Origin of the sequence: Xanthobacter luteus (genome assembly GCF_040049235.1) — a bacterium.
Classification (GTDB): Bacteria; Pseudomonadota; Alphaproteobacteria; order Rhizobiales; family Xanthobacteraceae; genus Xanthobacter.
The window spans coordinates 95,054-110,703 of record NZ_JBDZDO010000003.1; the positions used below are offsets into that span (position 1 = coordinate 95,054).

Consider the following 15,650-nt stretch of genomic DNA (forward strand, 5'->3'; position numbering starts at 1 on the left):
CTGCGCCAAGCGAGCTCATGCCCCAACCTCCCCCAAGGCGGCGCGCACCGCCGCAGCGTCCGAGAACGCATAGGTTCGCTCGCCGATGATTTGGCCGGTTTCGTGGCCCTTGCCGGCGACGACCAGAGCATCCCCACGTTCCAGCATCGTGACGGCGGTCCGAATCGCCTCCGCCCGGTCGCCGATCTCCCGCGCGCCGGGGGCGGCGGCCAGGATCGCGGCGCGGATCGCGGCCGGGTCCTCGGAGCGCGGATTGTCGTCGGTGACGATCACCACGTCCGCCTTCGCGCTGGCGATGGCGCCCATGAGCGGGCGCTTGCCGGTGTCGCGGTCGCCGCCGCAGCCGAACACGCAGACGAGGCGGCCCGGTACCGCCGCGCGCAGGGTGTCCAGCACCGCGGCGAGCGCCTCCGGCTTGTGGGCATAGTCCACGAACACCAGCCGGGACGGGTCCTCGCTTACCCGCTCGAGGCGTCCCGGCACGCCGGAAAGGTGGGCCATGGCGGCGAGCGCCTCGGCGCGGGGCGCGCCGCAGGCGATGGCGAGGCCGGCCGCGAGCAGCGCGTTGTCCGCCTGGAAGCGGCCGACGAGCGGCAGGCGCACCGCACCGTCGTCGCAGAAACGGACGATCTGGCCGGCGCCGTCGCTCTCGATCGCATCAACCGCGATCTGCGCCCCCTCTTGCGGAGCGCCGATGCCGACGGTGGGAAGCCCGCGCGTGGTGGCCCAGGCGAGGGCGGTGGCGGCATAGGGCGCCGAGAGCACCGCCACGGCCGGCGCATCCGCCGGCATCACCTCGGTGAAGAGCCGCAGCTTGGCCTTGAAGTAGGCCTCCAGGGTGGGGTGGTAGTCGAGATGGTCGCGGCCGAGATTGGTGAAGCCGCCGGCCGAGAGCCGCACCCCGTCGAGCCGCTTCTGGTCGAGCCCGTGGGAGGAGGCCTCCAGCGCCATGTGGGTGACACCCTCGCCGGCGAGGCGGTCAAGCGTGGCGTGCAGCTCGACCGGGTCCGGGGTGGTGAGGCTGCCATAGGTCTCGCCGTCCGGCGCGACGAGGCCGATGGTGCCCAGATACGCCGCGCGATGGCCGAGCCGCTGCCAGATCTGGCGCAGGAAGAAGGCCACCGAGGTCTTTCCCGCGGTGCCGGTGATGGCGGCGATGGTTGCAGGCTGGCGCGGATAAAAGCGCGCCGCCGCCAGCGCCAAAGCGCGCCGCACGTCGAGCGCGAAGGCGAAGGCGACGCCTCCCGGCGCCTCCATCAGCCCCCCCGTGGGCTCCATGAGCACGGCCGCCGCGCCACGCGCGATCGCGTCGGGAATGAAGCGGGCACCATCGGCCTTGGCGCCCGGCACGGCCACGAACAGGAAGCCGGGCTCCACCTTGCGGCTATCGGCGGTGACGCCGGAAATCGGCACGGCTTCGCCCGCGCCGGAGAGGATCCGGGCCTGGCCTTCGAGCAGATGTCCCAGCGTCGTCACGGTCATCGGGGCTCCTTTTGGCACCCTCGCGCGCGGGTGTCATCCCGCCGATGGGGGAAGGTCGCGCCGGCCCCGCCGCGCGCCGCCTCCCCTACCGTCAGCGCATGCCCACGCGCTGCGACGCGCGCAGCATCTGCTCGGCATTGGGCAGGTTCTGGCGTGGTGAAAGGCCGAGCATGGGGGCGATGCGCTCGACGATCTTGCCCGCGGTGGGGGCCGCGTTCCAGCCGGAGGTGGCATAGCCGTGGGTCTCGGGCGTCGCCTTGGGCTCGTCGAGCATCACCAGGACCAGGTATTTGGGCCTGTCCATGGGGAAGATGGCGGTGAAGGAGGTGAGCAGCTTGTTCTTGGCGTAACGCCCGTTCACCACCTTCTCGGCGGTGCCGGTCTTACCGCCGACCAGGTAGCCGGGAACCTCGGCCTTGGTGGCGGTGCCCTTCTCGGCATTGAGGCGCAGCAAATAGCGCATCTTGTCGGAGGTCTCCGGCTTCAGCACCCGGGTCGCCACCTTGCGCGCCTCCTCCTCGGAGCGCTTGAGCAGCGTGGGCGGGATGAGATAGCCGCCATTGACCATGGAATTCACCGCCATCACCGCCTGGAGCGGCGCCACCGACAAACCGTGTCCGAAGGCGATGGTGGCCGAGTTCACCTCGCCCCAGCGCTTCGGCACGATCGGGAAGGAGCTTTCCGGCAGCTCGGTGCGCAGCGGGTCGAGCTGGCCCATCTTCTTCAAGAACGCCTTGTGCGCCTCCACCCCCAGCGAGAGCACCATCTTGGCGGTGCCGACATTGGAGGAGAACAGGAACATCTCGGGCACGCTCAGCACCCGGTTCTCGGCGTGGTAGTCGGAGATCCGGAAGCGCCCGAAGGACAGGGAGCCGCGGGCGTCGAACGACGAGGCCAGGGAAATCTTGCCGGAATCGAGCGCCATGGCGAAGGACAGCGCCTTGAAGGTGGAGCCCATCTCGTAGACGCCGGTGGTGAGGCGGTTGAGATAGGCCTGGTCGGTGGGGTCGCCCGAGACGTTGGGGTCGTAGTCCGGCAGCGACACCATGGCGACGATCTCGCCCGTGGTCACGTCGGTCACGAGGCCCATGGCGTGGAGCGCCGAGAACTTGGCCTTGGCGATCCTCAGCTCGTCGCGCACCGCGTGCTGCACCCGGACGTCGATGGAGAGCGACACCGGCTCCTGCTGGCGGTCGGTGGCGAAGCCGGCGAGGTGGAGGTCGGCGAGGCCGCCTTTGTCGATGTATTTCTCGAGCCCCGAAATGCCCTGGTTGTCCACGTTCACGCCGCCGATCACGTGGGACAGGATCGGCCCGTCGGGATAGACGCGCCGATTCTCCTTGATGAAGCCGATGCCGGGAAGGCCGAGACGGTAGATGGCGCGCTGCTGGGCCGGGGTGATCTCGCGCCTAAGCCAGGCGAAGCCGCGCCCCGAGCCGAGGCGCGCGCGCACCTCCTTCACGTTGAGGTCGGGCAGCACCTTCAAGAGGCCTTCCAGCGCCTCGTCGGGGTCGATCAGCCGGCGCGGCTCGGCGAACAAAGACGGCGACTTCACGTCGATGGCGACCACGTCGCCGTTGCGGTCGAGGATGTCCGGGCGGGCGGAGGCGAGGGCATCCGAGCCGCCGCGCCGGGTGTGGCTCGGATCACTGAGCGAGAGGCGCACCAGCTGGCCGGCGATGGCGAGGAAGACGAGGCAGAACACGCCGACCATCAGCTTCAGGCGCCCGCGGGCGATGGTGGCCGGATCGCCCCGGTCGAGGCCGGCGAGGCCGCGCAGGAGGGTCCTCGCGCCGGCATAGGCGGCGCGGGCGAGCACCCGCAGCAGCGCGAACGCGGCGACGGCAAGGACCCTGAGCAGCCGCGCGAGGCCATGGCCGGCGCGGGTGCCGACCTGCCCGGCGGCGATTGCCCCCCGTGCGCCGGCGCGCGTGAGCGCATGGCCGAGGGAGCGGGCGAGGGCGAAGGCGAAGGAAAGCGGGCTTGCGGATGCCATGGCGTCCTCCTTCACCGGTTGCCGGACAGGAAGCCGGGCGGAAACAGCGGGGCGAGCGCGTCGAACAGGCCGGGCGGCTTTTGCGGCTGCGGCTCGGGCTCGGGGGCGGCGGCGGGCGGCGGCGGTGCGGCGCGCTGGGCGGTCTGCGGGCGCGGCGGCTTCGGCGCCGACGGCTGGCGCAGCGCCGAGGCGGCGGGCAGGCCCGGCGCGCCGGCGCCCTGGGCGGGGGCGGGCTTGCTCACCGAGGAGGTGACCAGCGGCGCGTCCACCAGCGCCTCGATCATGCCGCCGATCTTGTCGTCGCCGCCCTGCGGGCGCTCGGGCAGATCGGAGAGGTCCGAGATCGCGTCCACGTCGAGCCGCTTCAGATCGAGATGCCGCTCCACCAGGCCCTGGATGTAGATGGGGGACGTGCGGCGCGCCCATTCGGCCTTCAAGAGGCCGATGGCCTCGCGCTCCTTGCGGATCTGCCCCCGCAGGCTGGCGAGCCGCTCGGCTTCGGAGGTGGAGGCGTATTTGAGGTGATACACCACACCGGCGGTCACGAGCAGCGCGACCACCATCACGACGTTGGCCACCCGCAGCATCGGTCCTAGCGTCTCCGCCCCTGGCGTTGCACGAAGGGGGCGGGAAGGAGCCCCCCCATGTCACCGCCCGGATGCGCCGAGGCGTCCACGCGCTCGGCCGCCCTGAGCTTGGCGGACCTGGAGCGGGGATTTCTCGCCACCTCCTCGGGGCCGGGCTCGACCGCCCCCTTGGCGAGGAGGCGGAAGGAGGGGGCCGGACCTTCGGCTTGCGGCATGTGGCGCGAGGCGGACGGTGCCTTGGACCGGTTTGCCAGAAAAGTCTTAACGATCCTGTCCTCAAGGGAATGGAACGTCACCACCACCAGCCGGCCGCCCGGCTTCAGGGCCGTCTCGGCGGCCTTGAGCGCCGCGGCGAGCTCGTTCAGCTCCTCGTTCACGGCGATGCGCAGGGCCTGAAACGTGCGCGTCGCCGGGTGCATTTCGCCGGGTTTCGCCCACACGACGCGCGCGACGATCTCCGCCAATTGCGACGTGCGGGTGATGGGCGCCTCGGCGCGCGCCTTGACGATGGCGCGGGCGATGGCGCGGGAGTGGCGTTCCTCCCCGAGCGACCAGATCACGTGGGCGAGCTCGGCCTCCTCCAGCCCGGCCACCAGATCGGCGGCGGACGGCCCGTCCGATCCCATGCGCATGTCGAGCGGGCCGTCGCGGCGGAACGAGAAGCCGCGCTCGGCCGCGTCGAGCTGCATGGAGGAGACGCCGATGTCGAGCACCACCCCGTCGAGCGGGGAGAATCCGGCCTGGGCGGCGACGATGTCGAGGCGGGAGAACCGGTCGTGGGCGAGGATCAGCCGTCCGCCCGCGGCCGCGACGAGGTCGGCGCCGGCGGCGATGGCGCTGTCGTCCCGGTCGATGGCGAGCACGCGGCAGTCGGCGGCGGCGAGGATGGCGCGGGTATAGCCTCCCGCGCCGAAGGTGCCGTCCACGTAGCGGCCGGCATCCTTCGGCGCGAGGTGCGCGAGGACCTCGTCGAGCATCACCGGCAGATGACGGGCGGGTCCGCCTGCGGCGCCGGGAGTGCCGACCCCGCCGTCCGTCGTCATGCCGTGGTGCCCTTGGGGCCCTCCGCCCGGGAGCCGATGGCCTGCCTCAGCTCGCGCACCCGTCGGGTGGCCTCCGCGAGATGGGCCTTGAGCCGGTCCGGTTCCCATATCCTGAACTTGTGCCCGAGGCCGACGAAGGCGACCTGGTCGCCGATCCCGGCATGGGCCTTCTGCGTCTCGGTCAGCACCACCCGGCCCTCCGGATCGATGCGCAGGCTCTCGCTGGTCCCGTAGAGCGCGGTGGCGAGTTCCTCGCGCTCCTGCGAATAGGGCGGATAGCGCGAGATCAGGTCCTCGATCTCGCTGAGGAGCCGCGATCCGCCCGCGTCCAGCGCCGGTTCGGCGAGGCTCGGATGGCAATGGAGGCTCTCCGCCCCGTCTTTCGCCAGCACCGCGCGGAACGGCGCGGGGATGGACACCCGGCCCTTGGCGTCGAGACGCATCGTGTAGGTGGACACGAAGCGGTCCATGGCGCCCGAAGCCCTCTCTCGGCGGGCGCGCCCGCGGCGCACCCCTGCGGCGGCCATGGGCCGCCCGATCCTGTCTTGGGTGTACATGGGCTAGCATGGGTGATCATGGGCGTCAATGGAATGGCGATGGGGGCGGGTGCCTCGTGGCCGGTCGAAGGTGAGCCTGCCCTTTCCGTTCGCCACACCCCCCCTGCTGGGGAGGGTAAGGTGGAGGGTGTCACGGCGCCTCTGCTGATGGGGTTTCGACACCCCCACCCCTGCCCCTCCCCACAAGGGGGAGGGGTTCCCCGTTGCGCTCCGAACGCCCGCCCTCTTGAGAAACCCGCGCGAACGCCGTAGCTCCTCAGCGCATCTTTGGAGGACCACGTGGCCTATGGATTGATTGGCGGGGCGGGCATGGGCTTTGCTCTCGGCGGGCCGCTCGGGGCGCTCGTCGGCGCGCTCGCGGGCCATGCGCTCGACCGCCTGCTGGCGCCCGCGCCCAAGCCCGCCGCCTTCTCGGTGGCGCTGATCGCGCTGCTCGCCAAGATGGCGAAGGCCGACGGCGTGGTGGTCCAGGCCGAGGTGAAGGCGTTCCGCGAGGTGTTCGACATTCCGGAGGAGGAGCTGCCTCAGGTCGCCCGCCTGTTCGACCTCGCCAAGCAGGACACCGCCGGCTTCGAGGCCTATGCCCGGCAGGTGGCGGACCTGTTCGCGGACGAGCCCGACACCCGCGAGGACCTTCTCGACGCCCTGTTCCACGTGGCCAAGGCGGATCACGCGCTGCATCCGCGCGAGCTCGCATTCCTGGCCGAGGTGGGGCGCATCCTGGGCTTCGAGGGCGCCGCCTACGAGCGCATCGAGGCGCGGCACGTGCGCCGGCCGGGCGATCCCTATGCGGTGCTCGATCTCGACCCCGGCGCCACCGATGCCGAGGTGAAGGCGCACTGGCGGGCGCTGGTCGCGGCCCATCATCCCGACCGCATCGCCGGCCGCGGCCTGCCGCCCGCCGCCGTCAAGCTCGCCACCGACCGCGTCGCCGCGCTCAATGCCGCCTACGACGCCATCGCCCGCCAGCGGGGATTGTCATGAGCCGCTCCGAAGCCGACGTCCCGAGCGCGGCTCCCCTGCCGTTCGCGCCCGATTCGCCCCTGGTGGTGGCGCTCCGGCCCTCGCCCAATGTGAGCGAGCGCACCCTGCCCATCGACATGATCGTGCTGCACTACACCGGGATGGAGAGCGCCCAGGCGGCGATCGACCTCCTGGCGAGCCCCGAGAGCAAGGTCTCCAGCCATTATGTGGTGCTGGAGGATGGCGCGGTGGTGCAGATGGTGCCCGAGGCGGCGCGCGCCCACCATGCCGGCGTGTCGTCGTGGGAGACGCTGACCGACACCAATTCCCGCTCCATCGGCATCGAGATCGTCAACGGCGGCCATTCCTTCGGCCTGCCGGACTTCCCGGACGCGCAGATCGACGGCGTGATCGCCTTGTGCCGCGACATCGTGGAGCGCCATGTCATCCGGCCCGATCGGGTGGTGGCCCATTCCGACGTGGCGCCGGCGCGCAAGGACGATCCGGGCGAGAAATTCCCCTGGGGCCGGCTCCATGCGGCCGGGGTCGGGCACCTGGTGCCCGCGGCGCCCATCTCGGGCGGCGGCTTCCTGATGCAGGGCGACGCCGGCCCGCCGGTGGCGGCGCTGCAGGCCATGCTGGCGCTCTACGGCTACGGCATCGCGGTGAGTGGGTCCTATGACGACGCCACCCGCATCGTGGTGACCGCCTTCCAGCGCCATTTCCGGCCCGCCAAGGTGGACGGCGTGGCGGACGCCTCGACCGTCCGGACCCTGCGCGATCTCATCGCGGCGCGGCCGGGGGAGGCGCCGGCGGTGGCGTGAGGCGGAGCCGGGCGCGCCTCAGGCGATGCCGGTGCGCAGCAGGTCGTGGATGTGGAGCACGCCCACGGGCCGGGCGTCCTCCACCACCAGCAGCGCGGTGATGGCCTTCGAATTGAGGATGTGCAGCGCCTCGGAGGCGAGCTGGTCGGGCCGCACGGTCTTGGGCGAGGCCGTCATGATCTCGCGCGCCGCGCGGGCGGTGAGGGTGTTGGACATGTGGCGCCTGAGATCGCCGTCGGTGACGATGCCGGTCAGCCGTCCCTCGCCGTCCACCACGCCGACGCAGCCGAGGCCCTTGGCGCTCATCTCCACCAGCGCCTCGCCCATGGGGGTCTCGCCGCCGACCAAAGGCACCGCGTCGCCGCCGCGCATCACGTCGCGCACGAACTTGAGGCTTGCGCCCAGCTTGCCGCCGGGATGGAGCTGGCGGAAGTCGAGCGCGGTGAAGCCCCGGCTCTGCAGCAGCGCCACCGCCAGCGCGTCGCCGAGGGCGAGCTGCATGAGGGTGGAGGTGGTGGGGGCGAGCCCGTGCGGGCAGGCCTCCGGCGCCGCCGGCAGGGCCAGGACCACGCTGGCGCTGGAGGCGAGCGCGCTCTCCGGGTTCGAGGTGAAGGCGATGAGCGGCACGTCGAAGCGCCGCGAATATTCGACCAGGTCGCGCAGCTCCACGGTCTCGCCCGACCAGGACAGAGCGACGATGACGTCGTCCGGCGTGATCATGCCGAGATCGCCGTGGCTCGCCTCTGCCGGGTGGACATAATGGGCCGGCGTGCCGGTGGAGGCGAGGGTGGCGGCGATCTTGCGCCCCACATGGCCGCTCTTGCCCATGCCGGTGACGACCACCCGCCCGTGGGCGTTCTGGATCGTCGCCACCGCCACCTCGAAGGCCGCGCCGAGCGGGCCTTCCAGCGCGGTCTTGAGCGCGGTGAGGCCCGCCTGCTCGGCCGCGACCGTCGACAGGGCGGACACCACGGCGGCAGAATGGATGTGCGGCACGGGGTCCGCCGAAGCTTTATGGGCCGTAGGACGCATGGTCGTATCTCGATAGCACCGTTCGGGCCGGAAGGGGAGCCGGCTCCGTCCCGAGGGTATGGCATGGGGGCGGCGGTATTATGGTCTCTCGCCCGCCGACGTCACCCGAGCGGGAACCTGCAAGCGAGGCGGAACGGACCGCCTTTCTCGTCCTCGATGAACAAGGCAAGGTCGATGATCTCCGCCGGCAGGCGCGCGCCCGAGGCGGCGAAGGCGTCGGCGAGCGCGTTGAGCGCGTGCCCGTGCTCGGCCTCGTCCAGGGGCCCGGTGAGGGTCATGTGGAAGCGGTATTCGTCGAGCACGTAGGGGTAGCCGTAGGCGTCGAGCATGTCGGTCTGGCGCTGGCTCAGCGCCTGCGGCTGGCGCCGGGCGCGCTCCTCGGGCGTCAGCGGCGCGCGCAGCGGATCGAGGTCCTTCACCACGCAGGCGGCGATGTCGTCGAGGGTCGGCACGGGCACCGGCGGGGTGAGCGCCACGAACCGGCCGAGCGCCGTCACCTCCAGGGGCGGCAGCTCGAACGGGCGGTGCTCGCCCGCCACCGCCGCGAGCGCGGCGCACAGGTCCGCCGCGGCGGCGCCGGGGGCGAGGTGGAACGGCGCCTTCAGCGTGCCGTGGAAGCCGTAGCGGCGCGGCTCCGCGGTGATCTGCCGCCAGCGCTCGGCGTCGAAGCCGGGCAGGTCCGGCGCCGCCGGCAGCTCCCCGGTCTGCGCGTCGCGGCCGAGGATGGCGCAGCCGAAGCGCCAGAGCGCGCTGTCGGCGGGCGGGGCCAGATAGACCGCGTAGCGCATCGGCGGGCTCAGCGCGGCAGGAACGGGTTGGTGGCCCGCTCGTCGCCGATGCTGGTGAGCGGCCCGTGCCCCGGCAGGCACACGGTGGCATCGCCCAGCGGCAGCAGCTTCTCGACGATGCCCGAGATCAGCTGGTCGTGGCTGCCATAGGCAAAGTCGGTGCGCCCCACCGAGCCGCGGAACAGCGTGTCGCCGACGATGGCGATGCCGGCCGGCCGATGGACATAGACCAGGTGGCCCGGCGTGTGGCCGGGCACGTGCAGCACCTCGAAGTCCAAATCGCCCACCGTCAGCGTGTCGCCTGCCGCCATGTAGCGGTCCGGGGTCACCGCGCGGGCGCCCTCCAGGCCGTATTTGGCGGCCATGTCGGGGATGCCGTCGATGATGAACTGGTCCGCCGCGTGCGGGCCTTCCACCGGCACACCCAGACTCTCGGCCAGCTCCGCCGCGCCGGCGGCGTGGTCCACATGGCCGTGGGTGAGGACGATCTTCTCGATCTGCGCCCCGGTCTCGGTGATGGCGGCGCGGATCTTGTCGAGGTCGCCGCCGGGGTCCACCACCGCGCCCTTCATGGTCTTGGTGCACCAGACGATGGAGGCGTTCTGCTGGAACGGCGTGACGGGGATAATGGCGATCTGGATCGGCTGCTGGTCCATGAAGGGTCCTTGGAAGGCTGGTCCGGGGCGCCCTGAGGGGCCCGGCGGAAGGCGGGTGCCGCTGCGCGGCCGTCCCGCCTTAGATAGTCGTTCCCGCGCCGGGGCGCATCCGGGCGCAGCGGCAAGGTGCCTTTGCGCCGGTGCCCGCGTGACGCAGCCTCAATCATCGTCGCCGTGCGCGCGGCGGATGCGGCGCACCACCGACCACACGGCCAGCACCGCCACCGGCACCGACAGCGCGGTCAAAAGCCCCACGTCGAGATGAACGCCGGTGAGACGGGCGTCGATGCCGCTCTCGTGGATGCCCTCGAAGACATGGTGAAACAGGCTCACCACATAATAGGAGATGGCGGCGACCGAGAGCCCCTCCACCGTGCGCTGGAGGCGCAATTGCAGGCGGGTGCGCTCGTTCATGGCGCTGAGCAAATCGCGGTTCTGCTGCTCCAGCTCCACGTCCACGCGGGTGCGCAGCAAATCGGCGGCGTTGGCGAGCTTCTGCGCGATCTTGTCCTGCCGGTCCTCGACCGCGAAGCAGGTGCGCATGGCGGGCGCCATGCGCCGGTCGAGGAATTGCTGCCAGGTGGGAAAGCCCGGCACCGCCACCTCGCGGATCGCGGCGAGGCGCAGCCGCACGATCTCCATATAGGCGCGGCTGGCGCCGAACCGGAACAGCGAGGCGGTCGCCCCGGCCTCGATCTCGGACGCGAGCGCCACCAGCTCGTCGAGCAGCTCGTTGTTGGCGGCGAGGCCCTCGGTCAGCGTCATCTCCTTCGCCGCGTCGGCGAGCCGGCCCTCGATGCGCGAGATGGCGGGCGACAGGCGCTGCGCCTCCGGCAGACCGAGCAGCGCCAAAGTGCGGTAGGTCTCGACCTCCAGCAGGCGCTGGACCAGCGCGCCGGCCGCCTCCGCCCCGAGGCCGCGGTCGCGCACCAGGATGCGCACGAAGCCGGAGGGGTCGGCCATGAAGTCGGTGGCGATCTCCGCCTGGCCGTCGCCGACGTCCGAGCGGGCGAGGCTGGCGCGGTCGAACACCGTGTCGAGCAGGAAGTCCTCGGCGGTGTCGGTGACGAGGTGGAGGTCCACCGCCACCAGCAGCGGGCCGGGCTGCGGCACCTCGGCGAACGGGCTCGCCAGCGTCACCGCGGGGGGCTGGAACGGCAGCGCGCCGGGCACGATCTCCGGGCACGGCATGTCCCAGGTGTAGGTGCAGAACTCGGCGTGGCTCTCCCAGCGCAGGTTGGCGCCGCCGAAGGAGACCGAATGGTGCTTCGCCCCCGGCGCCGGCGTCGGCAGCCCGCGCGAGGCGCACAGATGGGCGATCGCGGCGCGGTCCTTCTGCGCCGCGGCGAAGTCGAGCAGGAAGCCGGCGTGCAGGAAGCGGCGCGGCGTCTGCGCCGGCACGAATGGGCGGGCATGCAATTCGCCGAGCACCGCCGCGCGCAGCGGATGGGCCGAGAGCTGGCGCCCCTCGCCGATGAGGAGGTCGGCCGATCCCGGTGCGGTCCGCTGGTCCATGTGGGTGATCCCGAAATTCCCGTCCCTGGTGCTGGCACGGCGGGCGGGCTCGATCAAGGCGCAAGGCTGACCTTCTTGGTCGCAGCCCCGGCCCTCACAGGTGGCGCAGCACCCAAGCGGGCGGCGCGCTCAGCGCCTTGAGCGTCGCCAAGAGGCCGAGCGCGACGGTGACGGCGAGCGCCCCGAGCGCCGCGCCGAGTGCCACGGCGGGCGAGAAGGTGAAGCCGATCTCCATCACGAACACCGTCACCGCATAGGCCGACAGGCTCCCCGCCGCCACCGCCACGGCGGCGGTCACAAGGCCGATGCCGGCATATTCCAGGGCATAGGCGGCGATGAGGCGCGCGCGCGTCGCCCCGAGCGTCTTCAGGATCACCGCCTCGTAGACGCGCCGCTGATGACCCGCCGCCAGCGCCCCGGAGAGCACCAGGAGCGAGGTGAGCAGCGTCACGAGGCTCGCCGCGCGGATGCCGAGCGAGAGGTTCTCCAGCATGCGCCGCGCCTCCTCCAGCGTCTCCTTCACCCGCACCACGGTGACCGCTGGATAGGCCTCCGCCACCTGGTTGAGGAGCGCGATCTCCCCCGCCGCGTCGGCGCCGCCCGGAAAGGTCAAGGTGGCGAGCACGGAGTGTGGCGCGCCGGCGAAGGTCGCGGGCGAGAACACCATGACGAAGTTGATGCCGAGCCGCTCCCACTTCACCTCGCGCAGGTTGGCGATGGTGGCGGTGACGAGCCGGCCGAGCACGTTGACGCTCACCGTGTCGCCCACCTTGAGGCCGAGGCCGGCGGCGATCTTGGCGTCGAAGGAGACCAGCGGCGCCGTCTCCCCCGCGCCCCACCATTGCCCCTCGACCAGCCGCGAGCCCTCCGGGAGCGTGTCCGAGAAGGTGATGCCGCGGTCGCTCTGCAGCACCCAGGCGGCCTCCGCCGAGGGGCGCACCGCCTCGGCCGGGATGGAGTTGAGGGCGATGATGCGCCCCCGCAGCATGGGCACCGCGCGCAGGCGCGCGCCTGGCGCGCGATCGGCGACGAAGCGGGCGAACGCCGCCTGATCCGCGCTCGGCACGTCCACGAAGAAGAAGCTCGGCGCCTCCTCGCGCACCGGGCCGGCCAGCTCCGCGGTGAGCGAGCGGTCGATCAGGCCCACCGCCACCATCAGCGACAGGCCGAGGCCGAGGGAGAGCACCACCGTGGGGGTGAGCGCGCCCGGCCGGTGGGTGTTGGCGAGCGCGAGGCGCGGCACCATCGCCCGCGGCCGGGGCAGCCGGCGCGCCAGCGCCACGAGGCCCATCCCCACAAGGCGCAGCAGGCCGAACACGCCCGCCGCCGCGGCGATGAAGACGGACGCCGCCTTCATGTCCACCGCGCTCGCCAGCGCCAGGGCGACGAGGCCGAGCGCCAGCAGCGCCGCCAGCAGCAGCGGCCGGCGCGGCAGGCGGGCGCGCGCCTCGCCCGCAGTGTCGCGGAACAGCAAAGCGGCCGGCGTCTCCTGCGCCCGCGCCAGCGGCAGCACGGTGAACAGGCCGGCCACCAGAAGCCCGTAGAGCCCGGCGAGGCCGAGCGTCGCCCCGTCGAGCCGCGGCGCCACCGGATAGGGGATGACCGAGGACAGCGCGGCGGTGCCGACGAACGGGATGGCGGCGCCCACGGCGAGCCCGGCGGCGATGCCGGCGGCGGCGATCACCCCCATCTCGATCCCGTAGGCCGCGAACACCTGGCCGCGCGTCGCGCCGAGGGCCTTCAAGGTGGCGATGGTGGCGCGCTTGGCCGCGAGGTGGCTGGCCACCGCATTGGCGATGCCCACCCCGCCCACCAGCAGCGCGGTCAGCGCCACGAGGGTGAGGAACTGGCCGATGCGCTCCATGTTGCGTTCCAGCTGCGGCGTCGCGCCGTGGCGGGTGCGCATCTCGAAGCCGGCGTCGTCGAAGCGCTCATGGGCCGCATCCATCAGCGCGTCGAGCGCCTCGGGCGGCGCCGTTTCGGGCAGGCGCAGGCGGTAGCTCCAGCGCACCAGGCTGCCGGGCTGGACGAGGCCGGTGGCGGGCAGGTCGCCGACCGAGATCAGCAGGCGCGGGCCGAGACCGATGCCGGCGGAGAGCTTGTCGGGCTCCGAGACCAGCGCCGCGCGGATCTCGAACATCGCGTCGCCGATCTTGACCTTGTCGCCGATCGCGAGCCCGAGCCGGGCGAGCAGCGCCGGTTCCGCCGCCGCCCCCGGCAGGCCGTGGCCGGGCGCGAACAGCGCCCCGGGCGACATGGACGGGGAGAGTTCCAGCCGGCCGGCCAGCGGATAGACCGGGTCCACCGCCTTCAGCTCGGCGAGCGCCGCCTCGCCCGCGAGGGTCCGCGCCATGGCGCGCAGGCTCGCGACCCGGCTCACCTCGCCGCGCAGGGTGAAGAAGCCGAGCTCGATGTCGCTCGCCTCGCGCTGCGTGAGGGTGAAGGCCGCGTCGCCGCCGAGGATGGCGCGCCCCTCCCGGTCGAGCCCCTCGGTGAGCGCGCGCGCGAACGAGCCGATGCCGGCGATCGCCGCCACCCCGAGCGCGAGGCACAGCAGGAACACGCCGAAGCCCTGCCGCGCGCCGCGCAGCTCGCGCAGCGCGAAGGCGAGGGCCGCCGGCAGCCGGGGGCCAGAGACGGACGGTCCGCCGCGTGCGCTCATGTCACCTCGGCGCCGGCCGCCACCACCGCGCCCGAGCGCAGCCGCACGATCCGGTCGCAGCGCGCCGCCAGCCCCGGGTCGTGGGTGACGATGACGAGGGTCGTGCCGCGCGCCCGCTGCGCGGCGAACAGGAGGTCCATGATCTGCCGCCCGGTCGCCTCGTCGAGATTGCCCGTGGGCTCGTCCGCCAGCAGGATGGCCGGCTCGGGGGCGAGGGCGCGGGCGAGCGCCACGCGCTGCTGCTCGCCGCCGGAGAGCTGGGAGGGATAATGGGCGGCGCGCGCGCCGAGGCCCACCTCCGCCAGCTCCCGCGCCGCCCGCGCGAACGCGTCGGCGCGGCCGGCGAGCTCCAGCGGCACGGCGACGTTTTCGAGCGCGGTCATGGTGGGGATGAGGTGGAAGGACTGGAACACGATGCCCACATGACGGCCACGGAAGCGCGCGAGCTTGTCCTCGTCGAGGCCGGTGAGCCGGGTCCCGGCGACCTCCACGGTGCCGGCGTCGGCCCGTTCGAGGCCCGCCATCACCATGAGCAGGGTCGACTTGCCCGAGCCCGACGCGCCCACGAGCCCCACCGCCTCGCCGGGTGCCACGGCGACGCTCACGTCCTTGAGCACATGGACGCGGGCCGGCCCGCTGCCGAGATAGAGGTCGATGTGCGATAGGCTGAGGATGAAAGAAGGAGTGGCTATGTCGTCCATGCGTGTCGCGGCGAAGGGGAACCCTGAGACCTTGGGCCGGGCGGCGCCCGTTGCAGCCTTGTACGCCAGCAAAGCACCAATCGCCCACCGGGGGAACGCGGTGCCGGCGTCGCAGCCCCGCGCGGCCGCCCGGCGCGCCGAAGCGGCGCCAGTGCTGGCGCGCGCCCTGGCGGTGCTGCTGGTCCTGTTCACGTTCACGTCAGAGGCGGCGGCGCGCACCGTGCGCATCGTCGCCTTCGGCGACAGCCTCACCGAAGGGCTCGGCCTGCCCAAGAGCCAGGCCTTCCCGGCGCAGCTCGAGGCGGCGCTGCGCGCCAGGGGCCACGACGTGGAGATCGTCAATGCCGGCGTCTCCGGCGAGACCGCGCCCCAGGGCCTCGCCCGCCTCGACTGGTCGATCCCGGCCGGGACCGACGCGGTGATCGTCGAGCTCGGCGCCAACGACATGCTGCGCGGCCAGAACCCGGACGGCACGCGGCGCGCCCTCACCGAGATCGTCCGGCGCCTGAAGGCGAAGGGCATCTCTGTGCTGCTCGCCGGCATGCGGGCGGCGCCGAACCTCGGGGCGGACTACGCGCTGCGGTTCGATCCCGTGTTCCCGGAGATCGCCGCCGCCGAGGGCGTCCTGCTCTATCCCTTCTTTCTCGATGCGGTGGCGGGCAGCCGGGCGCTGAACCAGCCGGACGGGCTGCATCCCAATGCGCGCGGCGTGGCCGCCATCGTCGCCGGCATCCTGCCGAAGGCGGAAGCTCTGATCGCCCAGGTAAAAGACAAGGACGCCGAGGAAAAGGCCGTGAAGGCCGACGGCGCCCAAGGCGGCGCGGCGCGGTAGCCGCCCGGCGGC

The 15,650-nt window shown here is 72.5% G+C and carries 14 protein-coding genes; 3 read left to right on the forward strand and 11 right to left on the reverse strand.

The genetic code is table 11. The features are described from left to right. Positions 1-15 precede the first annotated feature (15 nt). The 5 genes from ABLE88_RS11435 to ABLE88_RS11455 form a co-directional block, all read right to left on the reverse strand. Positions 16-1,482: a UDP-N-acetylmuramoyl-L-alanyl-D-glutamate--2,6-diaminopimelate ligase gene (locus ABLE88_RS11435; protein ID WP_348831800.1), complete on the reverse strand. Its 1,467-nt coding sequence runs from the start codon at positions 1,480-1,482 to the stop codon at positions 16-18. 91 nt (positions 1,483-1,573) lie between these two features. Further along, positions 1,574-3,478, reverse strand: coding sequence for a peptidoglycan D,D-transpeptidase FtsI family protein (locus ABLE88_RS11440; RefSeq protein WP_348831802.1), 1,905 nt, complete (start codon positions 3,476-3,478; stop codon positions 1,574-1,576). A gap of 11 nt (positions 3,479-3,489) precedes the next feature. Beyond that, a complete protein-coding gene (gene ftsL, locus ABLE88_RS11445; RefSeq protein ID WP_348831804.1) occupies positions 3,490-4,065 on the reverse strand; it encodes a cell division protein FtsL in 576 nt (191 codons plus the stop codon). Positions 4,066-4,070: 5 nt separating this feature from the next. Then, complete coding sequence (gene rsmH, locus ABLE88_RS11450) at positions 4,071-5,108, reverse strand: 16S rRNA (cytosine(1402)-N(4))-methyltransferase RsmH (protein WP_348831806.1); 1,038 nt, start codon at positions 5,106-5,108, stop codon at positions 4,071-4,073. Then, entirely contained in the window at positions 5,105-5,578 is a 474-nt protein-coding gene (locus ABLE88_RS11455; RefSeq protein WP_348831808.1) for a division/cell wall cluster transcriptional repressor MraZ, read from the reverse strand. The genes rsmH and ABLE88_RS11455 overlap by 4 nt, the downstream gene beginning before the upstream one ends. A gap of 366 nt (positions 5,579-5,944) precedes the next feature. On the opposite strand from ABLE88_RS11455, the gene ABLE88_RS11460 reads away from it, so the two are divergent. Together ABLE88_RS11460 and ABLE88_RS11465 are read left to right on the forward strand one after the other, a co-directional pair. Continuing rightward, on the forward strand, positions 5,945-6,649 hold the full coding sequence (locus ABLE88_RS11460) for a TerB family tellurite resistance protein (RefSeq protein ID WP_348831809.1): 705 nt from the start codon (positions 5,945-5,947) through the stop codon (positions 6,647-6,649). Between the two features lie 35 nt (positions 6,650-6,684). Next, positions 6,685-7,452, forward strand: a complete 768-nt coding sequence (locus ABLE88_RS11465; RefSeq protein ID WP_348832180.1) for an N-acetylmuramoyl-L-alanine amidase — start codon at positions 6,685-6,687, stop codon at positions 7,450-7,452. Positions 7,453-7,470: 18 nt separating this feature from the next. Here the strand turns inward: ABLE88_RS11465 and ABLE88_RS11470 are convergent, their stop codons facing one another. The 6 genes from ABLE88_RS11470 to ABLE88_RS11495 form a co-directional block, all read right to left on the reverse strand. Continuing rightward, positions 7,471-8,484 (reverse strand): KpsF/GutQ family sugar-phosphate isomerase, encoded by a 1,014-nt coding sequence (locus tag ABLE88_RS11470; RefSeq protein WP_348831811.1) that lies wholly within the window; start codon positions 8,482-8,484, stop codon positions 7,471-7,473. A 101-nt stretch (positions 8,485-8,585) separates the two neighbouring features. After that, positions 8,586-9,272, reverse strand: coding sequence for a DUF1045 domain-containing protein (locus ABLE88_RS11475; RefSeq protein ID WP_348831813.1), 687 nt, complete (start codon positions 9,270-9,272; stop codon positions 8,586-8,588). 8 nt (positions 9,273-9,280) lie between these two features. Beyond that, positions 9,281-9,928 (reverse strand): MBL fold metallo-hydrolase, encoded by a 648-nt coding sequence (locus ABLE88_RS11480; RefSeq protein WP_348831815.1) that lies wholly within the window; start codon positions 9,926-9,928, stop codon positions 9,281-9,283. 159 nt (positions 9,929-10,087) lie between these two features. Next, positions 10,088-11,443 carry a DUF3422 family protein gene (locus tag ABLE88_RS11485; RefSeq protein WP_348831817.1) on the reverse strand — a complete coding sequence of 452 codons (1,356 nt, stop codon included), beginning with the start codon at positions 11,441-11,443 and terminating at the stop codon, positions 10,088-10,090. Positions 11,444-11,537: 94 nt separating this feature from the next. Next, positions 11,538-14,105: an ABC transporter permease gene (locus ABLE88_RS11490; protein ID WP_348831819.1), complete on the reverse strand. Its 2,568-nt coding sequence runs from the start codon at positions 14,103-14,105 to the stop codon at positions 11,538-11,540. After that, positions 14,102-14,806 carry an ABC transporter ATP-binding protein gene (locus tag ABLE88_RS11495; protein WP_348831821.1) on the reverse strand — a complete coding sequence of 235 codons (705 nt, stop codon included), beginning with the start codon at positions 14,804-14,806 and terminating at the stop codon, positions 14,102-14,104. The genes ABLE88_RS11490 and ABLE88_RS11495 overlap by 4 nt, the downstream gene beginning before the upstream one ends. A 151-nt stretch (positions 14,807-14,957) precedes the next feature. Here ABLE88_RS11495 and ABLE88_RS11500 point away from each other — a divergent pair, with 151 nt between their 5' ends. Further along, positions 14,958-15,638, forward strand: coding sequence for an arylesterase (locus tag ABLE88_RS11500; protein ID WP_348831822.1), 681 nt, complete (start codon positions 14,958-14,960; stop codon positions 15,636-15,638). The last annotated feature ends 12 nt before the right edge of the window (positions 15,639-15,650 follow it).